Source organism: Rhodococcus sp. NPDC059234, from assembly GCF_042754225.1.
GTDB lineage: Bacteria > Actinomycetota > Actinomycetes > Mycobacteriales > Mycobacteriaceae > Rhodococcus_G.
On the sequence record NZ_JBHZAH010000044.1, the window covers coordinates 16268 to 36007 of the forward strand.

The 19740-nt window shown below is 71.5% G+C and carries 20 protein-coding genes; 15 read left to right on the plus strand and 5 right to left on the minus strand.

The annotated features are described in order from the left end of the window. Nucleotides 1-60: 60 nt before the first annotated feature. The 4 genes from ACFXGJ_RS11835 (at nt 61) to ACFXGJ_RS11850 (ending at nt 5743) form a co-directional block, all read left to right on the plus strand. The gene (locus tag ACFXGJ_RS11835; RefSeq protein WP_378619487.1) at nt 61-2031 is read left to right on the plus strand and encodes a primosomal protein N'; all 1971 of its coding nucleotides are present in this window, start codon (nt 61-63) and stop codon (nt 2029-2031) included. Nucleotides 2032-2164: 133 nt separating this feature from the next. Further along, nucleotides 2165-3793 (plus strand): alpha/beta hydrolase, encoded by a 1629-nt coding sequence (locus tag ACFXGJ_RS11840; RefSeq protein WP_378619490.1) that lies wholly within the window; start codon nt 2165-2167, stop codon nt 3791-3793. Nucleotides 3794-3970: 177 nt separating this feature from the next. Beyond that, nucleotides 3971-4666, plus strand: a complete 696-nt coding sequence (locus tag ACFXGJ_RS11845; RefSeq protein WP_378619436.1) for a PadR family transcriptional regulator — start codon at nt 3971-3973, stop codon at nt 4664-4666. Between the two features lie 117 nt (nt 4667-4783). After that, nucleotides 4784-5743 (plus strand): esterase/lipase family protein, encoded by a 960-nt coding sequence (locus ACFXGJ_RS11850; RefSeq protein WP_378619438.1) that lies wholly within the window; start codon nt 4784-4786, stop codon nt 5741-5743. Nucleotides 5744-5816: 73 nt separating this feature from the next. Here the strand turns inward: ACFXGJ_RS11850 and ACFXGJ_RS11855 are convergent, their stop codons facing one another. Beyond that, entirely contained in the window at nt 5817-6023 is a 207-nt protein-coding gene (locus tag ACFXGJ_RS11855) for a hypothetical protein (protein ID WP_378619441.1), read from the minus strand. Nucleotides 6024-6343: 320 nt separating this feature from the next. Between ACFXGJ_RS11855 and def the strand changes: the two genes are divergently transcribed. Genes def through ACFXGJ_RS11870 form a run of 3 tightly spaced genes read left to right on the plus strand, consistent with a single transcriptional unit; the run spans nt 6344 to nt 9286 of the window. Then, complete coding sequence (gene def / locus ACFXGJ_RS11860) at nt 6344-6886, plus strand: peptide deformylase (protein ID WP_378619444.1); 543 nt, start codon at nt 6344-6346, stop codon at nt 6884-6886. 1 nt (nt 6887) lies between these two features. Continuing rightward, nucleotides 6888-7826, plus strand: a complete 939-nt coding sequence (gene fmt / locus ACFXGJ_RS11865) for a methionyl-tRNA formyltransferase (protein ID WP_378619446.1) — start codon at nt 6888-6890, stop codon at nt 7824-7826. Next, nucleotides 7823-9286: an RsmB/NOP family class I SAM-dependent RNA methyltransferase gene (locus tag ACFXGJ_RS11870; protein ID WP_378619448.1), complete on the plus strand. Its 1464-nt coding sequence runs from the start codon at nt 7823-7825 to the stop codon at nt 9284-9286. The genes fmt and ACFXGJ_RS11870 overlap by 4 nt, the downstream gene beginning before the upstream one ends. Nucleotides 9287-9296: 10 nt before the next feature. On the opposite strand, the gene ACFXGJ_RS11875 is transcribed toward ACFXGJ_RS11870, so the two are convergent. From ACFXGJ_RS11875 to ACFXGJ_RS11890, 4 genes are all read right to left on the minus strand, one after another. Beyond that, nucleotides 9297-9920, minus strand: coding sequence for a class I SAM-dependent methyltransferase (locus ACFXGJ_RS11875; protein ID WP_378619451.1), 624 nt, complete (start codon nt 9918-9920; stop codon nt 9297-9299). 51 nt (nt 9921-9971) lie between these two features. Next, nucleotides 9972-11996 carry a heavy metal translocating P-type ATPase gene (locus ACFXGJ_RS11880; RefSeq protein WP_378619453.1) on the minus strand — a complete coding sequence of 675 codons (2025 nt, stop codon included), beginning with the start codon at nt 11994-11996 and terminating at the stop codon, nt 9972-9974. Next, nucleotides 11989-12372 (minus strand): ArsR/SmtB family transcription factor, encoded by a 384-nt coding sequence (locus ACFXGJ_RS11885; protein WP_378619456.1) that lies wholly within the window; start codon nt 12370-12372, stop codon nt 11989-11991. Before ACFXGJ_RS11885 ends, ACFXGJ_RS11880 begins: the two co-directional genes overlap by 8 nt. Nucleotides 12373-12576: 204 nt before the next feature. Beyond that, nucleotides 12577-13062: an ArsI/CadI family heavy metal resistance metalloenzyme gene (locus ACFXGJ_RS11890; protein WP_378619460.1), complete on the minus strand. Its 486-nt coding sequence runs from the start codon at nt 13060-13062 to the stop codon at nt 12577-12579. A 95-nt stretch (nt 13063-13157) separates the two neighbouring features. On the opposite strand from ACFXGJ_RS11890, the gene ACFXGJ_RS11895 reads away from it, so the two are divergent. The 8 genes from ACFXGJ_RS11895 to uvrC form a co-directional block, all read left to right on the plus strand. Further along, on the plus strand, nt 13158-13517 hold the full coding sequence (locus ACFXGJ_RS11895; protein WP_378619463.1) for an Rv2640c family ArsR-like transcriptional regulator: 360 nt from the start codon (nt 13158-13160) through the stop codon (nt 13515-13517). Nucleotides 13518-13571: 54 nt separating this feature from the next. Continuing rightward, entirely contained in the window at nt 13572-14255 is a 684-nt protein-coding gene (gene rpe / locus ACFXGJ_RS11900) for a ribulose-phosphate 3-epimerase (protein WP_378619466.1), read from the plus strand. Nucleotide 14256: 1 nt separating this feature from the next. Continuing rightward, nucleotides 14257-15279 (plus strand): bifunctional diaminohydroxyphosphoribosylaminopyrimidine deaminase/5-amino-6-(5-phosphoribosylamino)uracil reductase RibD, encoded by a 1023-nt coding sequence (gene ribD / locus ACFXGJ_RS11905; protein ID WP_378619469.1) that lies wholly within the window; start codon nt 14257-14259, stop codon nt 15277-15279. Nucleotides 15280-15326: 47 nt separating this feature from the next. Further along, nucleotides 15327-15935 carry a riboflavin synthase gene (locus tag ACFXGJ_RS11910; RefSeq protein ID WP_378619473.1) on the plus strand — a complete coding sequence of 203 codons (609 nt, stop codon included), beginning with the start codon at nt 15327-15329 and terminating at the stop codon, nt 15933-15935. 92 nt (nt 15936-16027) lie between these two features. Then, nucleotides 16028-17281, plus strand: coding sequence for a bifunctional 3,4-dihydroxy-2-butanone-4-phosphate synthase/GTP cyclohydrolase II (locus ACFXGJ_RS11915; protein ID WP_378619475.1), 1254 nt, complete (start codon nt 16028-16030; stop codon nt 17279-17281). Then, nucleotides 17278-17775: a 6,7-dimethyl-8-ribityllumazine synthase gene (gene ribH / locus ACFXGJ_RS11920; protein WP_378619478.1), complete on the plus strand. Its 498-nt coding sequence runs from the start codon at nt 17278-17280 to the stop codon at nt 17773-17775. The genes ACFXGJ_RS11915 and ribH overlap by 4 nt, the downstream gene beginning before the upstream one ends. Then, complete coding sequence (locus tag ACFXGJ_RS11925; protein WP_378619480.1) at nt 17772-18224, plus strand: PH domain-containing protein; 453 nt, start codon at nt 17772-17774, stop codon at nt 18222-18224. Before ribH ends, ACFXGJ_RS11925 begins: the two co-directional genes overlap by 4 nt. Nucleotides 18225-18276: 52 nt before the next feature. Next, nucleotides 18277-19740: excinuclease ABC subunit UvrC (gene uvrC / locus ACFXGJ_RS11930; protein ID WP_378619482.1), on the plus strand; the 1464-nt coding region annotated here is incomplete at its 3' end.

Sequence of the window (19740 nt, forward strand, 5' to 3'; positions counted from 1 at the left end):
GGCGCGGTGACGGCGGCCCGCGAACCCGCCGCCGAACTGCCGGTGGCCCGGATCCTGCCGATGCTGCCGCTCGCGCACCTCGACCGAGAGTTCGACTACCTGGTCCCGCGTGAGCTCGACGAGCAGGCCCAGCCGGGTGTCCGGGTCCGGGTCCGGTTCGCGGGCCGACTCGTCGACGGTTTCCTGGTGCAGCGGATCGCGGTCAGCGAGCACCCCGGCAAACTCGGCTGGCTGGACCGGGTGGTGTCGCCCGAGCGGGTACTCACCCACGAGGTCGCGACGCTGGTCGACGCCGTCGCGGCGCGCTACGCCGGAACCAGGGCGGACGTGCTGCGGCTCGCGGTCCCGCCCCGGCACGCGCGGGTGGAGGGGGAGACCCCGCCGGCACCGCCGGCCGCCGTCGCCGACCTGCCGGTCCCGGCATCGGGGCCCTGGGCCGAGTACCAGCACGGTGCGGGGTTCGTCGCCGCGGTCGCGGCAGGCCGCGGCCCACGCGCGGTGTGGCAGGCACTGCCCGGAGACGACTGGCCGATGCGGCTGGCGGAACTGGCCGTGGTCGTGGCCCGGCGTGGGCAGTCCGCGGTGCTGGTGGTGCCGGATCAGAAGGACCTGGACCGGGTCGCGGCCGCCTGCGTGGACGTCGCGGGGGACGACCTGGTCGTCCCGTTGGCCGCCGGCCTCGGCCCGGCGATGCGCTACCGGCGCTGGCTCGCCGCGCTGCGCGGGAACGCCCGGATCGTGGTCGGCACCCGCAGCGCGGTCTTCGCGCCGGTGCCCGACCTCGGGCTGGTGGCCGTGTGGGACGACGGCGACGACAGCCACTCCGAACCGCGCGCCCCGTACCCGCACGCCCGGGAGGTCGCGTTGCTGCGCGGGCACGGAACCGGCTGCGCGGTGGTCCTCGGTGGGCACGCCCGGACCGCGGAGGCGCAGGCGCTGGTGGACTCCGGCTGGGCGCACGACCTCGTCGCCGCGCGGCCGCAGGTGCGGGCGCGGGCTCCGCAGGTCACGGCGCTGGCCGACAGCGACCATGCGTTGGCACGGGACCCCGGGGCCAGGGCGGCGCGGCTGCCGGCGGTGGCCTTCGCGGCCGCCCGGGAGGCGCTCGCCGCAGGCGCCGGGGTACTGGTGCAGGTGCCGCGCCGCGGCTACGTGCCGTCGCTGGCGTGCGGGAAGTGTCGTGCGCCGGCCCGGTGCCGACGCTGTAACGGCCCGCTGTCGCTGCCGACCGCGGCCGGACCGGACGGGGCGGGCACCCCGACCTGTCGCTGGTGCGGGGTCGCCGACGCCAACCACCGGTGCCACGCGTGCGGCGCCCGCTCGTTGCGTGCCGTGGTGGTCGGGGCGGGCCGCACCGCGGAGGAACTCGGCCGGGCCTTCCCCGGCGTCCCGGTGCTCACCTCCGGAGGCGGTGAGGTCGTCACGACCGTCAAAGCCGGTGCGTCCCTGGTCGTCTCGACCGTCGGCGCCGAGCCGATCATGCCCGGCGGCTACGGGGCGGCGCTGCTGCTCGACGGCTGGGCGTTGCTCGGACGGGCCGACCTGCGCGCCGAGGAGGAGACGCTCCGGCGCTGGATGACGGCGGGATCGCTGGTGCGGCCGGCGAGCGAGGGCGGGCGCGTGGTGGTGGTCGCGGACTCCGGCCTGCCGACGGTGCAGGCGCTGGTCCGCTGGGATCCGGTCGGCGCCGCCCACGCCCAGCTGGCCGAACGGGCGGAGGTCCGGTTCCCGCCCGCGGTGCACCTGGCCGCCGTCGACGGCACGCGCGCGGCGATCGAGGACCTGCTGGCCGGCGCGCACCTGCCCGACTCGGTGGAGCTGCTCGGGCCGGTTCCGTTGCCGCCCGGAGCCCGGCTGCCGTTCGCCGGCGACGGCCCGGAGCCGGTGGAGGTCGAACGGATGTTGTTGCGGGTGCCTCGCGGTCAGGGTGGTGCGCTGGCCGCGGCGCTGGGCCAGGCGCAGGCGGTTCGCGGTGCCCGTCGTGAGTCGGGATCGGTCCGGGTGCAGATGGACCCCGTCACAATCGGTTGATGCGCGCCGCTCGGGACGCACCCGGGCCCTAGTCTTGGCGATCGTGACTGCATCCCTCGAGACGGTCGACGCGGACGCGAGCCCAGCGCCCGCGCCGGACCCCGCGTCCAGAGTCCAGCTCGTTCGAAACCGATTGCGCCGCTATGGGCGCCGCCTGCATCCCGTCGGTCTGGCGGCGGCGCTGGTGTTCTTCACCTGGTCGCTGAGCCCGTCGCTGTTGCCGCGGGCGTGGTACCTGCAGGGCGTCGCGACCGGAATCTCGGTGGCCCTCGGCTACGGTCTCGGCTGCCTGGCTGCCTGGCTGGTGCGGTCCTGTGGGGTCGCTCCGGCGTGGTCGGCGCGCACCCGCCGGATCGGCTGGTGGGGGCTCGGGCTCGCGACGCTGGTCGTGGTGCCGGCCTTCCTTGTGCTCGGTGCGCGCTCGCAGAACTACGTTCGTGGCCTCGTCGCCGTCGAACCGACGAACGAGGCCAACATTCTGCTGGTGTTCCTCATCGCGGCGGTGGTCTGGTTCGTGCTGCTCGAGGTCGCGCGGGGGCTGCGGGCCGGCACCAGGAGGCTGAGCGCGGTCGCCAGGCGCTTCGTACCCCGACCGGCCGCGAACATCGCCGGTCTGGTGGTGGCCGTGGCGCTCGGCGTGCTGGTGGTCAACGGTGCGCTGTACAACGGCCTGATCGCGTTCGCCAACTGGAGTTTCTCCGGCGCGGACGACGACACCGCCCCGGGCGTGGTGGAGCCGACGGCGCCGGAGCGGAGCGGGTCGCCCGCGTCCGCGCAGGCCTGGGACACCCTGGGCCAGGAGGGGCGCACCTTCGTCGGCCGCGGTCCCGACGCCGCGCAGATCGAGGCGGTGACGGGACGCCCGGCGATCGAACCGGTCCGCGTCTACGCCGGCCGCGGGTCCGCGGACTCGGTGGCGTCCGTCGCCGATCTGGTGGTCGCCGAACTCGACCGCACCAAGGCGTGGGAGCGAAAGGTGTTGGCGGTCAACACCACCACGGGGCGTGGATGGGTGAACCAGAACGTCGCGTCCTCGCTGGAGTACCTCGAGGCGGGGGACACGGCGATCGCGTCGATGCAGTACTCGTTCCTGCCCAGTCCGTTGGCCTTCATCGCCGATCGGAAGACCCCGCAGGTCGCCGGCCGGGCCCTGTTCAACGCGGTCTTCGCGCGCTGGATCGACCTGCCCGTCGAGTCCCGGCCGAAGCTCGTGGTGTTCGGCGAGAGCCTCGGCTCCTACGGCGGCCAGAACGCGTTCGCCGGCTACCAGGACATGGCCACCCGGGTGGATGGTGGGCTGTGGGTGGGGACGCCGAACTTCACCCCGCAGTGGCAGGAGGTGACGGCCGACCGGGACTCCGGTTCGGCCGAGATCCTTCCGGTGATCGACGACGGCAGATCCGTCCGGTTCGCCTCCGATCCTGCGGACCTCGACCTGGGCACCGAGTGGGGACCGCGCCGCGTCGTGTACTGGCAGCACGCCAGCGATCCGATCGTGTGGTGGTCGCCGTCGCTGCTGTTCAACGAACCGGCGTGGCTGAGGGAGCCGCGCGGGTCCGACGTGGACCCGAATATGCGATGGCTGCCGCTCGTCACGTTCTGGCAGGTCACCCTCGACATGGTGTTCTCGGCCGACGTCCCCTCCGGGCACGGTCACGCGTACGGCGCGGATGCCGCCGACATCTGGGCTCGGATCCTCCCCGATCCCGGGTGGTCGCAGGCGGACACCGATCGGGTGCGCGCGGCGTTGACCGGCGAGTGAGCCGCTCGCGCTGATCGACGGGGGAGCCGTCCGTGTTGTCGACACGGGCGGCTCCCCTCGCATGAGCCGGCGAGTTGTGATCGAGCAGACCCTTGCAGTCGAGCTATTGTCGATATATCGTCGAAAGGGTAATCGATAAGACAGCCGATCGGGCTGACGACAGTCGAGGAGACTGACATGGAGCACTCTCAACGAGACATGGGGCGAGGCCGTCGCCACCCGGGACATGCGGGCCGCGACCGCCGGCGAGACGGCTTCGGGCCGGACGCGTTCGGGGCTGGCGCGGGATTCGGGCCCGGGCGTCGTGGGCCCCACGGCGAGGACGGGTTCGGCCGCGAGCGATTCGGGCGAGGCCGCGGACGCGGCGGTCGCGGTCGGCGCGGTGACGTCCGCGCGGCGGTCCTGCTGCTGCTGGCCGAGGGGCCGAAGCACGGATACGAACTGATCCAGCGGATCGCCGAACGCAGCAACGGGCTGTGGAAGCCGAGCCCCGGGTCCGTCTACCCGGCGCTCGCGCAGCTCGAGGACGAGGGGCTGGTGCTCATCGAGCGGGTGTCCGGGCGCAAGACCGCACGCCTGACCGAGGCCGGGACCGCCTACATCGAGGAGCATCGAGACGAACTCGGCGACCCGTGGGCGGACGTGTCCGCCGAAGTGGGCCCCGAGGCTCGGGACCTGCGCGATCTGGTCCGGCAGCTGATGGGAGCGGTGGGTCAGGTCGCCGCGGTAGGGACCGTCCCGCAGGCCAGAGCGGCAGGCGAGGTGCTGGTCGAGGCCCGGCGCACGATCTATCGGATTCTCGCGGACGAGCCGCGACCTGCTGGCGAGGGCGGTGACGAGGACTCCTCGAACGGCGATGCGACCTCGCCCTAGATCGAATCTTGTTCCAGCCGTGCTGGAACCGTGACCTTCCAGAGCTCGGAGTGTTGCCCGCCGGGCGACATGATGGATTGACTGGTCAGGTGTCCGGCCCGTCGGGGGAGGGATCACATGAGGCGCACCCTCGTAGCCTGCGGTGGCGTGCTGATCGCCGCGTTGCTCGCGATTCCCGCTGCGGCGCACGCAGTCGGCGCTGCCTCGCTGTCGGAGGTGCCGGCGTCGGTCGGTCCGCCCCAGAGCACCCATCTCGACGCCGCGAACTATGCCGACGCTCATCCCGGCAGCGCGCCGGCCGGGACCAACGACTTCTCGTGCCGGCCCTCCGCGGCACACCCGAATCCGGTGATCCTCGCGCACGGCAGTGACGCCAATGCCTACTCGGACTGGTCGGAGATTGCGCCCCGACTGAAGGATCGCGGCTACTGCGTCTTCGCGCTGAACTACGGGGGCAAGCCCGGGGCCAGGTCGTTCGGTACCGAGGACATGTACCTCAGTGCCGGGCAGGTGTCCGAGTTCACCCACCGTGTGCTGGAGGCGACGGGCGCCGCGAAGGTCGACCTCGTCGGCTACTCGCAGGGCGCGACCGTGACCCGCTACTTCGTCAACCGGCTCGGCGGGTCCGCGGTGGTGGACCGGTGGATCGGCGTCGCCTCACCCAGCTACGGCGGGGTGTTCTACGGGTTGGTGCCCCTCGTGCAATCGGTGCCGGGCGGAGCCGACGCGGCCGGGTTGGTCACCACCACCGCCGTCGCCCAGCAGATGCAGGGCTCGGACTTCCTCAACGAACTGAACGCGGGCTCCGACACCGTGCCGGGCGTGCAGTACGTCACCATCGGTACCCGATTCGACGAAATGATCCAGCCGTTCTCGAACGTGGCACTCCACGGTCCCGGCGCCGAGAACATTCTCGTTCAGGACCGCTGCCCACAGGACATGACCGGCCACATGAACATGGTGTACGACCCGTTCGCGGTGTCGCTCGTGGTCGGGGCGGTCGACCCCTCGTCGCCGGTCGCGCCGTGCCAATCGGTTCCGTTGGGCACCGGAATGGCGGGAATGATCGGGCGCTGACCCGAAAGTACCGAACGCCAAATTCGGCGGCACGACATCGCGCCGCCGAATTCGGCGTTGGTGAAATGCGGAACTATTCGGCCAGTTTGGCGAAGGCCTGAGCCCACAGGAAGAACTTGTTGGTGCCGAGGTCGGCCACCGTCTTGATGTTGAACGCTGCCAGGAGATGCTCGGCATCGCCCTCGCTGACGCCCTGAAGAGCCGAAACTGGTGCCTCGGCAATCTCCTCGAGAGTCTTGCCCTCCCAGGCCTTGGTCAACTTGTTGTCGGTAGCGGCCATAACAACCTCCAGATGAGTGCGCGACAATTCCCAGGGGCCGGCGGCCGCAATTCATCGCCTCGCGCGCCGCCGGACCGAACAACAGTCACAGTCAATACCCCCAAAACGCGATTGGGTGGGATTACACGCCCTGTATTCGTGAACAATTCACGTATTCGACGGCCGGAACAGGTCGAATCCGGCGCAGCGGTCACTTGGGCGGGGGCCGAGACGGGGCACGCTCCTCGCACGGTGTGGTCGGGGACGGTCCCGGGCTTCCCTAGACTGTTCGTGACATCGGACCCGCGGAGACGGCGGGCGCACACCGTGGGAGCAGCCTCGTGAGTATTCAGCCCGTTCGCCTCTTCGGCGATCCCGTCCTGCGGACCCGCGCGGACGAGGTGGTCGACTTCGACCGCGAGCTGGCGCAGCTGGTCGAGGACCTCACCGACACCATGCGCGACCGGGGCGGCGCCGGCATCGCGGCCCCCCAGATCGGCGTCGGCCTGCGTGTCTTCGCCTACAACTGCGGCGGAATGTCCGGACATCTGGTGAACCCGACCTACGAGGTGCTCGGGTCGGGGGAGCAGATCGGCCCAGAGGGCTGCCTGTCGATTCCCGGGGTGCGCGCGGACTGCCGGCGCGCGCTGACCGTGCGGGCGAACGGCTTCACGATGGACGGCGAGCCGGTGAGTTTCGAGTGCGAGGGCCTCATGGCGCGCTGCGTCCAGCACGAGACCGACCACCTCGACGGTGTCCTGTTCCTCACGCGGCTCGAACCCGCCGACCGCAAGGACGCGATGCGGGCGATCCGCGCGTCGGACTGGTTCCGGGCTGGTATCACCGTCTCCACCGAGTCCGCGGCGCGGGCGGGGGGCCGCTGACATGCGGATCGTCTTCGCCGGTACGCCGGAACCCGCCGTCCCCTCGCTGGCCAGGCTGCTCGCCTCGCAGCGACACGAGGTCGTCGCCGTGGTGACCCGACCCGACGCGGTCGCCGGTCGCGGCCGCAAGGTGACCCGGTCGCCGGTCGGCCTGCTGGCCGACGAACACGGCATCGAGGTGCTGACGCCCGCGCGCGCCTCGGATCCCGAGTTCCTCGCCAGGCTCGAAGAACTCGCACCCGACTGCTGCCCGGTGGTCGCCTACGGCGCGCTGCTGCCGCGCCCGGTGCTCGACGTCCCGCGCCACGGCTGGGTGAACCTGCACTTCTCCCTGCTGCCCGCCTGGCGAGGCGCGGCCCCGGTGCAGGCGGCGATCGCCGCCGGCGACGAGGTCACCGGCGCCAGTGCGTTCCTGCTCGAGGAGGGACTCGACACGGGACCGGTGTTCGGTGTCGTCACCGAGCGGATCCGCGCCGAGGACACAGCGGGCGAGTTGCTGGGCCGGCTCGCGGAAGGTGGTGCGGTCCTGCTGGATTCGGTGCTGGACGGCATCGAGGACGGGGCCCTGCGGCCGGTTCCGCAACCCGACGAGGGCGTCTCGCACGCGCCGAAGGTGACCGTGGAGTCCGCGCGGGTGCGGTGGAATCTGCCCGCGCTCGCGGTGGACCGGCAGATCCGTGCCGTCACCCCCGCTCCGGGCGCGTGGACGCAGGTGGGCGAGTTGCGGCTCAAGGTGGCTCCGCTCACCCCGGTCGACGAGACGGTCGTCGGCGAATCGCTCGAACCCGGCCAGTTCCTGGTCCGCAAGGACGGCTGCTACGTCGGGACCGCGACCACCGCGGTCCGGCTGAGTCAGGTTCAGCCGCAAGGCAAGAAGGCCATGGCGGCCGCCGACTGGGCGCGCGGTGCGCGCCTCGACCCCGAGGTGCGTGCACAGTGACCGAATCCCGCAGACCCTCCCGCGGCAACCGGGCCAACTCGTCGAAGGCAGGCAAGGAGGGGTCGGGCCGGGGTGGCCCGAACACCCGGCCGCGTCAGCCGCGCCGGCCCGACGACTCTGGCGTCGACCAGCCGCGGGTCGCCGCGCGCGACGTGCTGCGCGCGGTCCGTGAACGCGACGCGTACGCCAACCTGGTGCTCCCCGGACTGCTCCGGGACCGCAAGATGGACGGCCGGGACGCCGCCCTCGCCACGGAACTGGCCTACGGCGCCAGCCGCGCCCGCGGACTGCTCGACGCGGTCATCGCCGCCGGTGCGGGCCGGCCCGTCGAGGAGATCGACGGTCCGCTGCTCGACGTGCTGCGCCTGGGCGCCTACCAGTTGCTGCGCACCCGGATCGCCCCGCACGCGGCGGTCGCCACCTCGGTGGACCTGGTGCGCGCCGAGTTCGGCGGCGGCAAGGCCGGTTTCGTCAACGCGGTGCTGCGGCGGGTGGCAGAGAAGTCCGAGGACGAGTGGGTGGCCGAGCTCGGTCCGGACGCCGCGGTCGACCCGGTGGGGCACCTGGCCTTCGAGTACGCCCACCCGGTGTGGATCGCGCAGGCCTTCGCCGACGCTCTCGGTGCGGACGCGGCCGAGCTCGAGGCGGTGCTCGCCGCGGACGACGCCCGCCCGGTGGTGCACCTGGTGGCGCGGCCGGGGGAGATCTCGGCGGAGGAACTGGCGCTGGTCACCGGCGGTGAGGTCGGCCCGTACTCGCCGTACGCGGTGCACCTGGACGGCGGCGACCCGGGACAGCTCGACGCGGTGCGCGAGGGACTGGCCGGTGTCCAGGACGAGGGCAGCCAGCTCGTCGCGCGGGCCTTGACGCTGGCACCGGTGGTCGGGGCGGACGGTGGCCGGTGGCTGGACCTGTGCGCGGGTCCGGGTGGCAAGGCCGCCCTGCTCGGCGCGCTTGCCGACATCGAGGGCGCGCGGGTCGACGCGGTCGAGCCCGCCGAACACCGGGCGGACCTGGTGCGCAAGACCACTCGTGGACTTCCCGTGGACGTCCACGTCGCGGACGGCCGCGAGCCGGGACTCGAACCCGGCTACGACCGGGTCCTGGTGGATGCGCCGTGCACCGGACTCGGTGCGTTGCGTCGACGGCCCGAGGCGCGCTGGCGCCGACAGCCCTCCGACGTTGCCGCGCTGGTCAAGCTCCAGCGTGAGCTGCTCGCCTCGGCGATCTCCCTGGTCCGTCCGGGCGGTGTGGTGCTCTACTCCACCTGCTCGCCGCACCTGTCGGAGACGGTGGCCGTGGTCGCCGACGCCGTCCGCCGGCACGGGGTGGTCCCGCTGGACACCCGCGAATCGGTTCCGGGCGTGCCCGATCTCGGCGACGGCCCGGGGGTCCAGCTGTGGCCGCACCGGCACGGTACCGACGCGATGTTCATGGCGGCGCTGCGCAAGCCGGAGTAACGGCCGGGCGTCACCGGCCGACGGGTTCGGCGACCCCGAGAGAGAGGGCGCCCATGGCTTTCGGGGCGCCCTTCTCGTAGAACGTGTCGAAGTCGCGGATCGCGAAACCCGCGGACTGCACGAGGGCCGGGATCTCGCGGGTGAGATGGCAGCCGCCCGCGAGAGCCTTCTGGATCGGCTCGACGCGGTGCTGCCAGCGCCGGACCTTCGCGTCCGGAGCGAGCCCGTGTTCGACGAAGTGCAGGGTGCCGCCCGGCTTCAGGACCCGGCGAACCTCGTGTAGCGCGGCGTCGACGTCGGGGATCGTGCACATCGTCCAGGTGGACAGTGCGGTGTCGAAGGTGTTGTCCGGGAAGGGAAGTGACTGCCCGTCGAGCCCGGATCGCTCGACGGGGACGGTGGATGCCGCGAGACGGGCACCGGCCAGCTTCCAGCCGAGATCCGAGGGTTCGACGGCGCTGACGGATTCGACCGCCGCCGGGTAGAACGGGACGTTGAGGCCCGACCCGAAACCGATCTCCACCACGCGACCGTGAAGCCCACTGCACACCCGCTCGCGCAGCGGCTCTGTCAGGGACATCCCGCAGGAGATGTCCACCAGACGTGGAACGATCCGATCCGAGTAGAACCCCATGACGCCTCCCGATCCGTTGGTGGCCCGGCCGCCGCCTCCAGCATGGCACGGTCAGCGCGCCGGGGGTGGCGCGTCGTCGTCACAGCAGGCGTCGCCGAGGACGCGGCCCGCGGGTGCGAGGCTCACGTGCACCGGGCCCGCGGCGGCGGGGGCCGCGGTCAGTGCGGGCAGGGTGGTGGCGCGGGCCGCGCGGATGGCGTTGGCGATCACGAGGACTTCGGCGAACTCGTGGACGAACACCACGGTCGCGAGACCGAGCACGCCGGCGGCGGCGAGCGGGATCAGCACCGTGATGATTGCGAGGGAGAACCCGATGTTCTGCACCATGATTCGCCGGGCGCGGCGGGAGTGGGCGAGAACCTGGGGGAGATGGCGCAGGTCCTCACCCATCAGGGCGATGTCGGCGGTCTCGATCGCGACGTCGGTGCCCATGGCGCCCATCGCGATTCCGACGTCCGCGGTGGCCAGTGCCGGGGCGTCGTTGATGCCGTCGCCGACCATCGCCACCTTCCGGCCCCGGGCGAGGGCCGGGAGGAGGTTCGCCTTGTCCTCGGGGAGCAGTTCGGCGTGCACGGTGGTGATCCCGGCGGCGGAGGCCAGGGCGTGGGCGGTGCGCTCGTTGTCGCCGGTGAGCATCGCGACGTCGACGCCGAGACCGCGTAGGCGCTCTACCGCCTCGGCGGCTTCGGGGCGCGGTTCGTCGCGGACTGCGATCGCCCCGGCGACCGTCCCGTCGCGTTCGACGACCACGACCGTGGCACCCGCGTCCTGCAGTCGGGCGACCTCGCCGGCCAGCGGTCCGGGGTCGATCCAGCTCGGCTTTCCGAGCCGCAGCGGGACGCCGTCGAGTGTGCCGGTCAGGCCGTGTCCGGGCACGGCGGTGACGTGCCCGGCGGGGGTCACGGGCCGGGTGGGGGCGGCGAGGATCGCCTGCGCGAGTGGGTGTTCGCTGCGCGACTCGAGCGATGCCGCGAGGGTGAGGACATCGGCCTCGGTGGCTCCGGATGCGGTGACGGTGGCGACGACCCGTGGGGTGTTGCGGGTCAGAGTGCCGGTCTTGTCGAGTGCGACGACCTGGATGCGGCCGAGTTCCTCGAGTGCGGCGCCGCCCTTGATCAGGGCGCCGTGCCGGCTCGCGGCGCCGACCGCGGCGACCACGGTGAGCGGGACCGCGATCGCCAGTGCGCACGGGGACGCGGCGACGAGTACCACGAGGGCACGTTCGATCCACAGTGTCGGGTCGCCGAGTAGGGAACCGGCCACGGCGACGAGGGCGGCGAGGGCCATGATCGCCGGAACCATCGGCTTGGCGACCCTGTCGGCGAGGCGTTGCCCGGCACCCTTGCGTTCCTGGGCTTCCTCGACGATGTGCACGATGCGGGCGAGGGAGCTGTCGGAGGCGCGTGCGGTGACCTCGACCTCGATGGCGCCGCCGCCGTTGATCGCCCCGGCGTGCACGTCGTCGCCCGGCCCGGCCTCCACCGGCACCGATTCGCCTGTGATCGCCGACAGGTCCAGGCTGGTGCGCCCGGAGCGGATCACGCCGTCGGTGGCCGCCCGCTCGCCCGGGCGCAGCAGCATCCGGTCACCGAGCGCGAGTTCGTCCGGGGTGACGGATGATTCGTGGCCGTCGCGCAGCACGGTCGCGGTCGGCGGCACCAGGGACAGGAGCGCTCGCAGCCCGTGGCGGGTGCGGGTGACCGCGTAGTGTTCGAGCCCCTCGGCGATCGAGAACAGGATGCCGAGCATGGCCGCTTCGGGGTACTGACCGAGGGCGGATGCGCCGATTGCCGCGATCGTCATCAGGGTGCCGACGCCGACCCGGCGATGTCTCAGGTTTCTCAGTGCGGCGGGCGCGAAGGTCGATGCCGCGACGACGACGGCGGCGAGTTCGAGTGTGGTCGAGGCCGGTTCGGAGCCGGCGCGGCCGAGCGCCCAGGCGATGGCGAGGAGGATCGCCGCTGCGGCCGCGCACCGGAGTTCGCGGACCTGCCACAGGCGTGCGGGGCCCTGGTCGGGCTCTGCGATCTCGGCCCCGGTGGCGGCGGGCGAGGGTCCGCAGCAGGCGTCAGACATGTTCGGGCTCCAGGGTATTCGGCACCGGTGTCGCGACGACGGCATCGACGAGGGTGCGTCCGCGTGCGGTCAGCGCGTACATCACCAACTTGCCCTGCCGTCGCGAGCTGACCAGTCCGGCGATCTTGAGTTGTCGCAGGTGATGGGACACGAGGTTCTGGGCCAGTGCGACCACCCAGGCCATGTCGCACACGCACAGTTCGTCGCCGGCGTGCAGTGCCGTCGCGATCGTCAGGCGGGTGGGATCGCCGAGCGCCCTCGCCGCCGCGGCGGCAGGCTCCACCCGTTCCCTGGCCGGGATTCGGGCCCGAATCCGTTCCGCGTGCGGGAGATCGAGACACAGCAGGTCGCAGGAGTCCATCTTGTCCTCACTCATATCAATACTCTAACGAATATTGATATGAGTGTGAACAGTCTCGGGCTCCGCATAGTCACACGTTCGGTCGCTGTCGTGGCTGCTGCTCGTCGGTGGCCTCGTCGGGCTGGGTGCCGGCTTGCGCGCCGGCGCCCGGTTCGCCCGGTGGTACCGGCTCGGTCTGCTCGTACTGGTCGGGGCTGCTGTAGCGGCCGGGAGTCGACGTCAGCAGCAGGACGAACCGGGGGTGGGGTTCGGCGCGTCGACGGCAGCGGTGCCGCAACAGGTACCGCCCGTCGCCGAGCCGTCCGAGATCTCGAGGTGGCGCGGGGCGGACCCGAACGTCTCCGAGTCGGCGAGCACCGTGTAGACCTCCCACTTCTCGCCGGCGGGACCGGTGACCCACACCTTGTCCTGGGTGGCGAAGCAGCAGGTGGTGCCGATCTCCTCGTCGGTGAACAGGCCTTCGTCGGTCAGGCGGGCGATCTCCTCGTGCACCCTGGTCGACGACTCCACCTCGACGCCGAGGTGGTTGAGGGTGCCGCCCTGGCCCGGGTTCTCGAGCAGTACCAGCTTCAGCGGCGGCTCGGCGATCGCGAAGTTCGCGTAGCCGGGCTTCACCTTTGCCGGCTGTGTGTCGAACAGCTTCGAGTAGAAGATGACCGCTTCCTGCAGGTCGTCGACGTTGAGAGCGAGCTGGGCGCGTGACATGACAGCCTCCACGTATGTGACTTATGTCGAATCAGGGACGGTTTCAGGGTCCCACTATTTCGACATAAGTCAAGAAGGTGCGTAGTGTCGGGTTCATGCCCAAGGCCCTGCCGATCGTCGACGTCAGCGCTCCCATCTGCTGCGCACCCGTGTCCGCCGCGCCGATGAGCGACGACGCGGCACTGCAGGTCGCACTCCGTCTGAAGGCGCTGGCCGATCCGGTCCGCATCAAGCTGATGTCCGTCCTGCTCACCGCGGACGGCGGCGAGGTGTGTACGTGCGACCTGGCCACGGGCGTCGGCCTCGCCGAATCGACGGTCAGCCACCACCTCGGCCAGCTCAAGAAGGCGGGCATGGTCGAACCGACCCGCCGCGGGATGAACGTCTTCTATCGCGCGCGGGTCGACGCGCTCGACGCGCTCCGGCTGGTCCTCGACCCGAACTGCTGCAGATAACGCCCGGCCGACTGGCTGACGGGCGCGACGACGGTACCCACTAAACTCGCGCCCGTGGCCCACCCGATGATCGCACCGTCCATTCTGTCCGCCGATTTCGCCCGACTCGCCGACGAGGCCGCCGCCGTGGCAGGCTCCGACTGGCTACACGTCGACGTGATGGACGCGCATTTCGTGCCGAATCTCACCCTCGGTCTGCCGGTGGTGCAGTCGCTGCTCAAGGCCACCGACATTCCCCTCGACTGCCACCTGATGATCGACAACCCCGGCCGCTGGGCGCCGCCGTACGCCGAGGCGGGCGCGCACAACGTGACCTTCCACGCCGAGGCCACCGACGATCCGATCGCAGTCGCCCGCGACATCCGGGCGGCGGGCGCCAAGGCGGGACTGTCCGTCAAGCCGGGCACCCCGATCGAGCCCTACCTCGAGATCCTCAAGGAGTTCGACACCCTCCTCGTGATGAGCGTCGAGCCCGGCTTCGGGGGACAGTCGTTCATGCCCGAGGTGCTGGGTAAGGCCCGCGCGGTCCGCAAGCTGGTGGACTCGGGCGAGCTCACCCTGATCGTCGAGATCGACGGCGGCATCAACGTCGACACCGTGGAGGCCGCCGCCGAGGCCGGCGTCGACTGTTTCGTGGCCGGCTCCGCGGTGTACGGGGCGGCCGATCCGGCCGCCGCGGTCCGCGGTCTGCGCGCCCAGGCGGCCGCCGCGTCCCCGCACCTGACGATCGTCCAGTAACGTGCCCGGCCCCGTCGAGGACGCGGTGCTCACCGCGCTGCGGGTGGCCGTCGACGCGTCCGAGCAGGTCCGCGGCACCACCAGCCCGAACCCGCCGGTCGGCGCGGTGATCCTCGACGCCGACGGTGTGGTCGCCGGGGTCGGCGCGACCGCGCCGGTGGGCGGCCCGCACGCCGAGGTCATGGCGCTGCGCGCCGCGGGTGCCCGCGCCCGCGGCGGCACCGCGGTGGTCACCCTCGAACCGTGCAACCACCAGGGCCGGACCGGCCCCTGCGCGCTCGCCCTGGTCGAGGCCGGCATCTCGCGGGTGGTCTTCGCCGTGGAAGACCCCAACCGGCAGGCGGCCGGCGGGGCGCAGACCCTGCGCGCGTCCGGCGTCGAGGTCGTGTCCGGGGTGGGGGCGGTCGAGGTGGAACGCGGCCCGCTGCGGGCCTGGCTGCACCGTCAGCGCATCGGCCGGGCGCACGTCACCTGGAAGTTCGCGGCCGGCCTGGACGGTCGCAGCGCCGCCGCGGACGGAACCAGCCAGTGGATCACCGGCCCCGAGGCCCGGGCCCGTGTGCACGAGCAGCGCGCCCGGCTCGACGCGATCGTGGTGGGCACCGGGACCGTCCTCGCCGACGACCCGTGGCTGACCGCCCGCCGCCCGGACGGCGGCCTCGCCGCACATCAACCGCTGCGAGTCGTGGTGGGGGAGAGGGAGATTCCGCCCGCCGCCCGGATCCTCGACGACGCCGCGCCGACCCTGGTGCTGCGCACGCGCGACCCGCACGAGGTGCTGGCCGCGCTGTCCGAGCATCCCGACGTCCTGCTCGAGGGTGGCCCGCACCTGGCCGGGGCGTTCCTGGCCGCGGGACTGGTCGACCGCGTCCAGGCGTTCCTGTCACCGGTACTGCTCGGTGCGGGCGCGGCCGCGGTGGAGGATGCTGGGGTCGGCACCATCGCGGACGCGCTGCGGTTCGAACGTGAATCGGTCGAGACCGTCGGCCCCGACCTGTTGCTGACGCTCACGCCCAAGGCGTGATCTGTACCACCACTGCTAGACCTACGACACACGAGGAGCGGACTGAAGTGTTCACCGGGATCGTCGAAGAACTGGGTGAGATCGTCGCCAAGGAGGACCTCGCCGACGCGGCGCGCTTCACCGTGCGCGGCCCGCTGGTGACCTCCGACGCGTCGCACGGGGACTCGATCGCGGTCAACGGCGTCTGCCTGACCGTCGTCGACGTCGTCGGCGGCGACAGCTTCACCGCCGACGTGATGGCCGAGACCCTCAACCGCTCGAGCCTGGGCGCCCTCGAGGTCGGCAGCAGGGTGAACCTCGAACGCGCCGCGGCGCTGAACAGCAGGCTCGGTGGCCACCTGGTGCAGGGGCACGTCGACGCCACCGGCGAGATCGTCAGCCGGTCGCCCTCCGAGAACTGGGAGGTGGTGCGGATCTCGCTGCCCGCTTCCATCTCCCGCTACGTGGTGGAGAAGGGATCGATCACCGTGGACGGAGTCTCGCTGACCGTCTCGGCGCTCGGGTCCGACGACGCCGGCGAGTACTTCGAGATCTCGCTGATCCCGACCACGCTGGAGCTGACGATCCTGGGCAAGGCCGCGCCGGGCACCCCGGTCAACCTCGAGGTGGACGTCATCGCCAAGTACGTGGAACGGCTGCAGACCGCGGGTCGGTAGGTCGCGTTTCGGTCCCCGTGCCCGGGGGTCGTACTGTTGAGGTGCACCTTTTGAGGGTGTACGGAGCATTCAAGACTGATGGAGCGCAGCACGTGACCAGGTTCGACAGTATCGAGCGCGCAGTTGCCGATATCGCCGCAGGCAAGGCCGTCGTCGTGGTGGACGACGAGGACCGCGAGAACGAGGGCGACCTCATCTTCGCCGCCGAGAAGGCGACGCCGGAACTGGTGGCCTTCATGGTCAGGTACACCTCCGGCTACCTCTGTGTGCCGCTGGACGGAGAGGACTGCGACCGCCTCGGCCTGCCGCCGATGTACTCGTCCAACCAGGACAAGCACGGCACCGCGTACACCGTGACGGTGGACGCCAAGGAGGGCATCGGCACCGGCATCTCCGCTTCGGACCGCGCCGCCACCATGCGACTGCTGGCCGACCCGACCACCGGCGCCAGCGACTTCACCCGCCCCGGACACGTGGTTCCGCTGCGCGCCAAGGAGGGCGGCGTGCTGCGCCGGCCCGGCCACACCGAGGCCGCGGTCGACCTGGCCCGGATGGCGGACCTGCGCCCGGCCGGCGTGATCTGCGAGATCGTCAGCCAGAAGGACGAGGGCCACATGGCCCAGACCGACGAGCTCCGTGTCTTCGCCGACGACCACAACCTGGCGATGATCTCCATCGCCGACCTGATCTCCTGGCGTCGCAAGCACGAGAAGCACGTGGTCCGGGTCGCGGAGGCGCGCATCCCGACCACCCACGGCGATTTCAAGGCCGTCGGTTACCAGAGCATCTACGACGAGGTCGAGCACGTCGCCCTGGTCAAGGGTGACATCGCGGGCCCGGACGGCGACGGCGGCGACGTGCTGGTGCGGGTGCACTCCGAGTGCCTGACCGGTGACGTCTTCGGCTCGCTGCGGTGCGACTGCGGCCCCCAGCTCGACGCCGCACTCGAGATGGTCGCGGCCGAGGGTCGCGGCGTGGTGCTCTACATGCGCGGGCACGAGGGTCGCGGCATCGGTCTGATGCACAAGTTGCAGGCCTACCAGCTGCAGGACGCGGGTTCGGACACCGTCGACGCCAACCTCGAGCTGGGCCTGCCCGCCGACGCCCGCGACTACGGCATCGGTGCGCAGATCCTCGTCGACCTCGGCATCACCTCGATGCGGCTGTTGACCAACAACCCGGCCAAGCGGGTCGGCCTCGACGGCTACGGCCTGCAGATCACCGAGCGGGTGCCGATGCCGTTGCGCGCCAACGCCGAGAACCTGACCTACCTCCGCACCAAGCGGGACCGGATGGGCCACGACCTGGCCGGGCTCGACGACTTCGAGAAGGGCGGTGCGGTGTGAGCGGGGAGGGGCTGCCCAGCCTGCAGCTGGGTGAGGCGAAGGACCTCCGGCTCGCGATCGTCGCCGGATCCTGGCACACCGAGATCTCCGAGGCGCTGATCGCGGGCGCACGCCGGGTCGCCAAGCAGGCACAGATCGAGGACGTGACGCTGATCCGCGTCGCCGGCGCGATCGAGCTGCCCGTCGTGGCGCAGGCCCTGGCCCGCACGCACGACGCGGTCGTCGCGCTCGGCGTGGTGATCCGCGGCGGCACGCCGCACTTCGAGTACGTCTGCGACGCAGTCACCGCCGGCCTGACCCGGGTCTCGCTCGACGAGAGCACCCCGGTCGGGAACGGGGTGCTGACCTGCGACACCGAGCAGCAGGCGCGCGACCGGTCGGGCCTGCCCGGTTCGGTCGAGGACAAGGGCGAGCAGGCGTGCGCGGCGGCGATCGACACGGCCGTGACGCTCAAGCACCTGCGCCAGCCCTGGACCGAGCGGTCGTTCCGATGACCGGCTGGGACATGAACGTGCGGTCCAAGAAGTCGGCCCGGGTCGCGATGGCCGTGGCCGCCTTCTTCACCGTCGTGTTCGTCGTGCTCGCGGTGCTGCTGCGCAACTCCGCCACCGGGGTGTACTTCCGGGCCGCCGACCAGCTCGCGATGGTCGGTATCGGGCTGATCCTCGCCGGCGGAGCCCTGCTGCTGACCCGGCCGCGGCTGCGCGCGAACTCCGCGGGCGTGGCGGTACGCAACGCGTTCGGTGAACGGTTCGTGGACTGGGACCTGGTGCGCGGACTGTCGTTCCCGGACGGTGCCGCCTGGGCGCGCATAGACCTGCCCGACGACGAGTACATCCCGGTGATGGCGATCCAGGCGAACGACCGCGAGCACGCGGTCTCGGCGGTGCGCTCGTTCCGCGCGCTCGAGGCAAAGTACGCCCCCCGCGGCGAGGTGGACTAGAGCGCTGTCGCCGACCGTCGCGGTGTCGGCGGGGGAGACTAGCCTGGGTGACGTGCCCGATCCAGCCACCTACCGTCCCGCCACCGGAACCATCCCGGTTGCGCCGGGCGTGTACAAGTTTCGTGATCCGCACGGCCGGGTCGTCTACGTCGGCAAGGCGAAGAGCCTGCGTAGCAGGCTGAACTCGTACTTCGCGGACGTGGCGTCGCTGCACCCGCGCACCCGCCAGATGGTCACCACGGCGGCTTCGGTCGAGTGGACCGTCGTGGGGACCGAGGTCGAGGCGCTGCAGCTCGAGTACAACTGGATCAAGGAGTTCGACCCGCGGTTCAATGTTCGCTACCGCGACGACAAGACCTACCCGGTGCTCGCGGTGACGCTGAACGAGGAGTACCCCAGGCTCTTCGTGTACCGCGGGCCGCGCCGCAAGGGGGTTCGGTACTTCGGGCCGTACTCACACGCCTGGGCCATCCGCGAGACGCTGGACCTGCTGCTGCGGGTGTTCCCGGCGCGCACCTGCTCGACCGGAGTGTTCAAGCGGCACAATCAGATCGGGCGGCCGTGCCTGCTCGGCTACATCGACAAGTGCTCGGCGCCGTGCGTGGGACGGGTCAGCGCCGCGGAGCACCGCCACATCGTCGAGGACTTCTGCGACTTCCTGGCCGGTCGCACCGACAAGCTGGTGCGCGAGCTGGAGGTGCGGATGCAGTGCGCCTCCGACGACCTCGACTTCGAGACGGCCGCCCGGCTGCGCGACGATCTGGGCGCGCTGCGCAAGGCGCTGGAGAAGCAGGCGGTGGTGTTCGGCGACGGAACCGACGCGGACGTCGTCGCGTTCGCCGCGGACGATCTCGAGGCCGCGGTCCAGGTGTTCCACGTCCGCGGCGGACGGGTGCGCGGGCAGCGCGGCTGGGTGGTCGAGCGCTCCGGCGACGCCGGTACGGAGGACCTCGTCGAGCAGTTCCTGACCCAGTTCTACGGTGAGCAGGCGGCCCTGACCGAGCAGTCGGAACTGCAGGCGGACAAGGCGACCGTGGTGCCGCGAGAGGTGCTCGTGCCGGTGCTGCCGCCCAACGCCGGGCAGTTGCAGGAGTGGCTCAGCGGCCTGCGCGGATCCGCGGTGGCGCTGCGTGTTCCCCAGCGTGGTGACAAGAAAACCCTCGCCGAGACGGTGGAACGGAACGCCAAAGAGGCACTGGCGCAACACAAGCTGCGTCGGGCGGGCGACCTCACCACGCGGTCGGCGGCGCTGCAGGGAATTCAGGACGCGTTGGACCTGGACCAGGCGCCGCTGCGGATCGAGTGCATCGACATCAGTCACGTCCAGGGCACCGACGTGGTGGCCTCCCTGGTGGTGTTCGAGGACGGCCTGCCGCGCAAGTCCGACTACCGGCACTACTCGATCAAAGAGGCTGCGGGGGAAGGGCGTTCGGATGACGTCGCGAGCATCGCCGAGGTCACCCGGCGTCGCTTCCTGCGGCACTCGTCCGACGCGGCGCCGGTCGACTCCGGTGCC

Bases quoted from the DNA above. Each gene is read 5' to 3' on its own strand.
- ACFXGJ_RS11855 (WP_378619441.1), bottom strand. From the start codon at position 6,023: ATGGCCGCTACCGACAACAAGTTGACCAAGGCCTGGGAGGGCAAGACT.
- ACFXGJ_RS11895 (WP_378619463.1), top strand. From the start codon at position 13,158: ATGCCCAAGGCCCTGCCGATCGTCGACGTCAGCGCTCCCATCTGCTGC.
- ACFXGJ_RS11835 (WP_378619487.1), top strand. From the start codon at position 61: ATGCTGCCGCTCGCGCACCTCGACCGAGAGTTCGACTACCTGGTCCCG.
- fmt (WP_378619446.1), top strand. From the start codon at position 6,888: ATGCGGATCGTCTTCGCCGGTACGCCGGAACCCGCCGTCCCCTCGCTG.
- ACFXGJ_RS11845 (WP_378619436.1), top strand. From the start codon at position 3,971: ATGGAGCACTCTCAACGAGACATGGGGCGAGGCCGTCGCCACCCGGGA.
- ACFXGJ_RS11875 (WP_378619451.1), bottom strand. From the start codon at position 9,920: ATGGGGTTCTACTCGGATCGGATCGTTCCACGTCTGGTGGACATCTCC.
- ACFXGJ_RS11850 (WP_378619438.1), top strand. From the start codon at position 4,784: ATGAGGCGCACCCTCGTAGCCTGCGGTGGCGTGCTGATCGCCGCGTTG.
- ACFXGJ_RS11885 (WP_378619456.1), bottom strand. From the start codon at position 12,372: ATGAGTGAGGACAAGATGGACTCCTGCGACCTGCTGTGTCTCGATCTC.
- ACFXGJ_RS11890 (WP_378619460.1), bottom strand. From the start codon at position 13,062: ATGTCACGCGCCCAGCTCGCTCTCAACGTCGACGACCTGCAGGAAGCG.
- ACFXGJ_RS11925 (WP_378619480.1), top strand. From the start codon at position 17,772: ATGACCGGCTGGGACATGAACGTGCGGTCCAAGAAGTCGGCCCGGGTC.
- ACFXGJ_RS11880 (WP_378619453.1), bottom strand. From the start codon at position 11,996: ATGTCTGACGCCTGCTGCGGACCCTCGCCCGCCGCCACCGGGGCCGAG.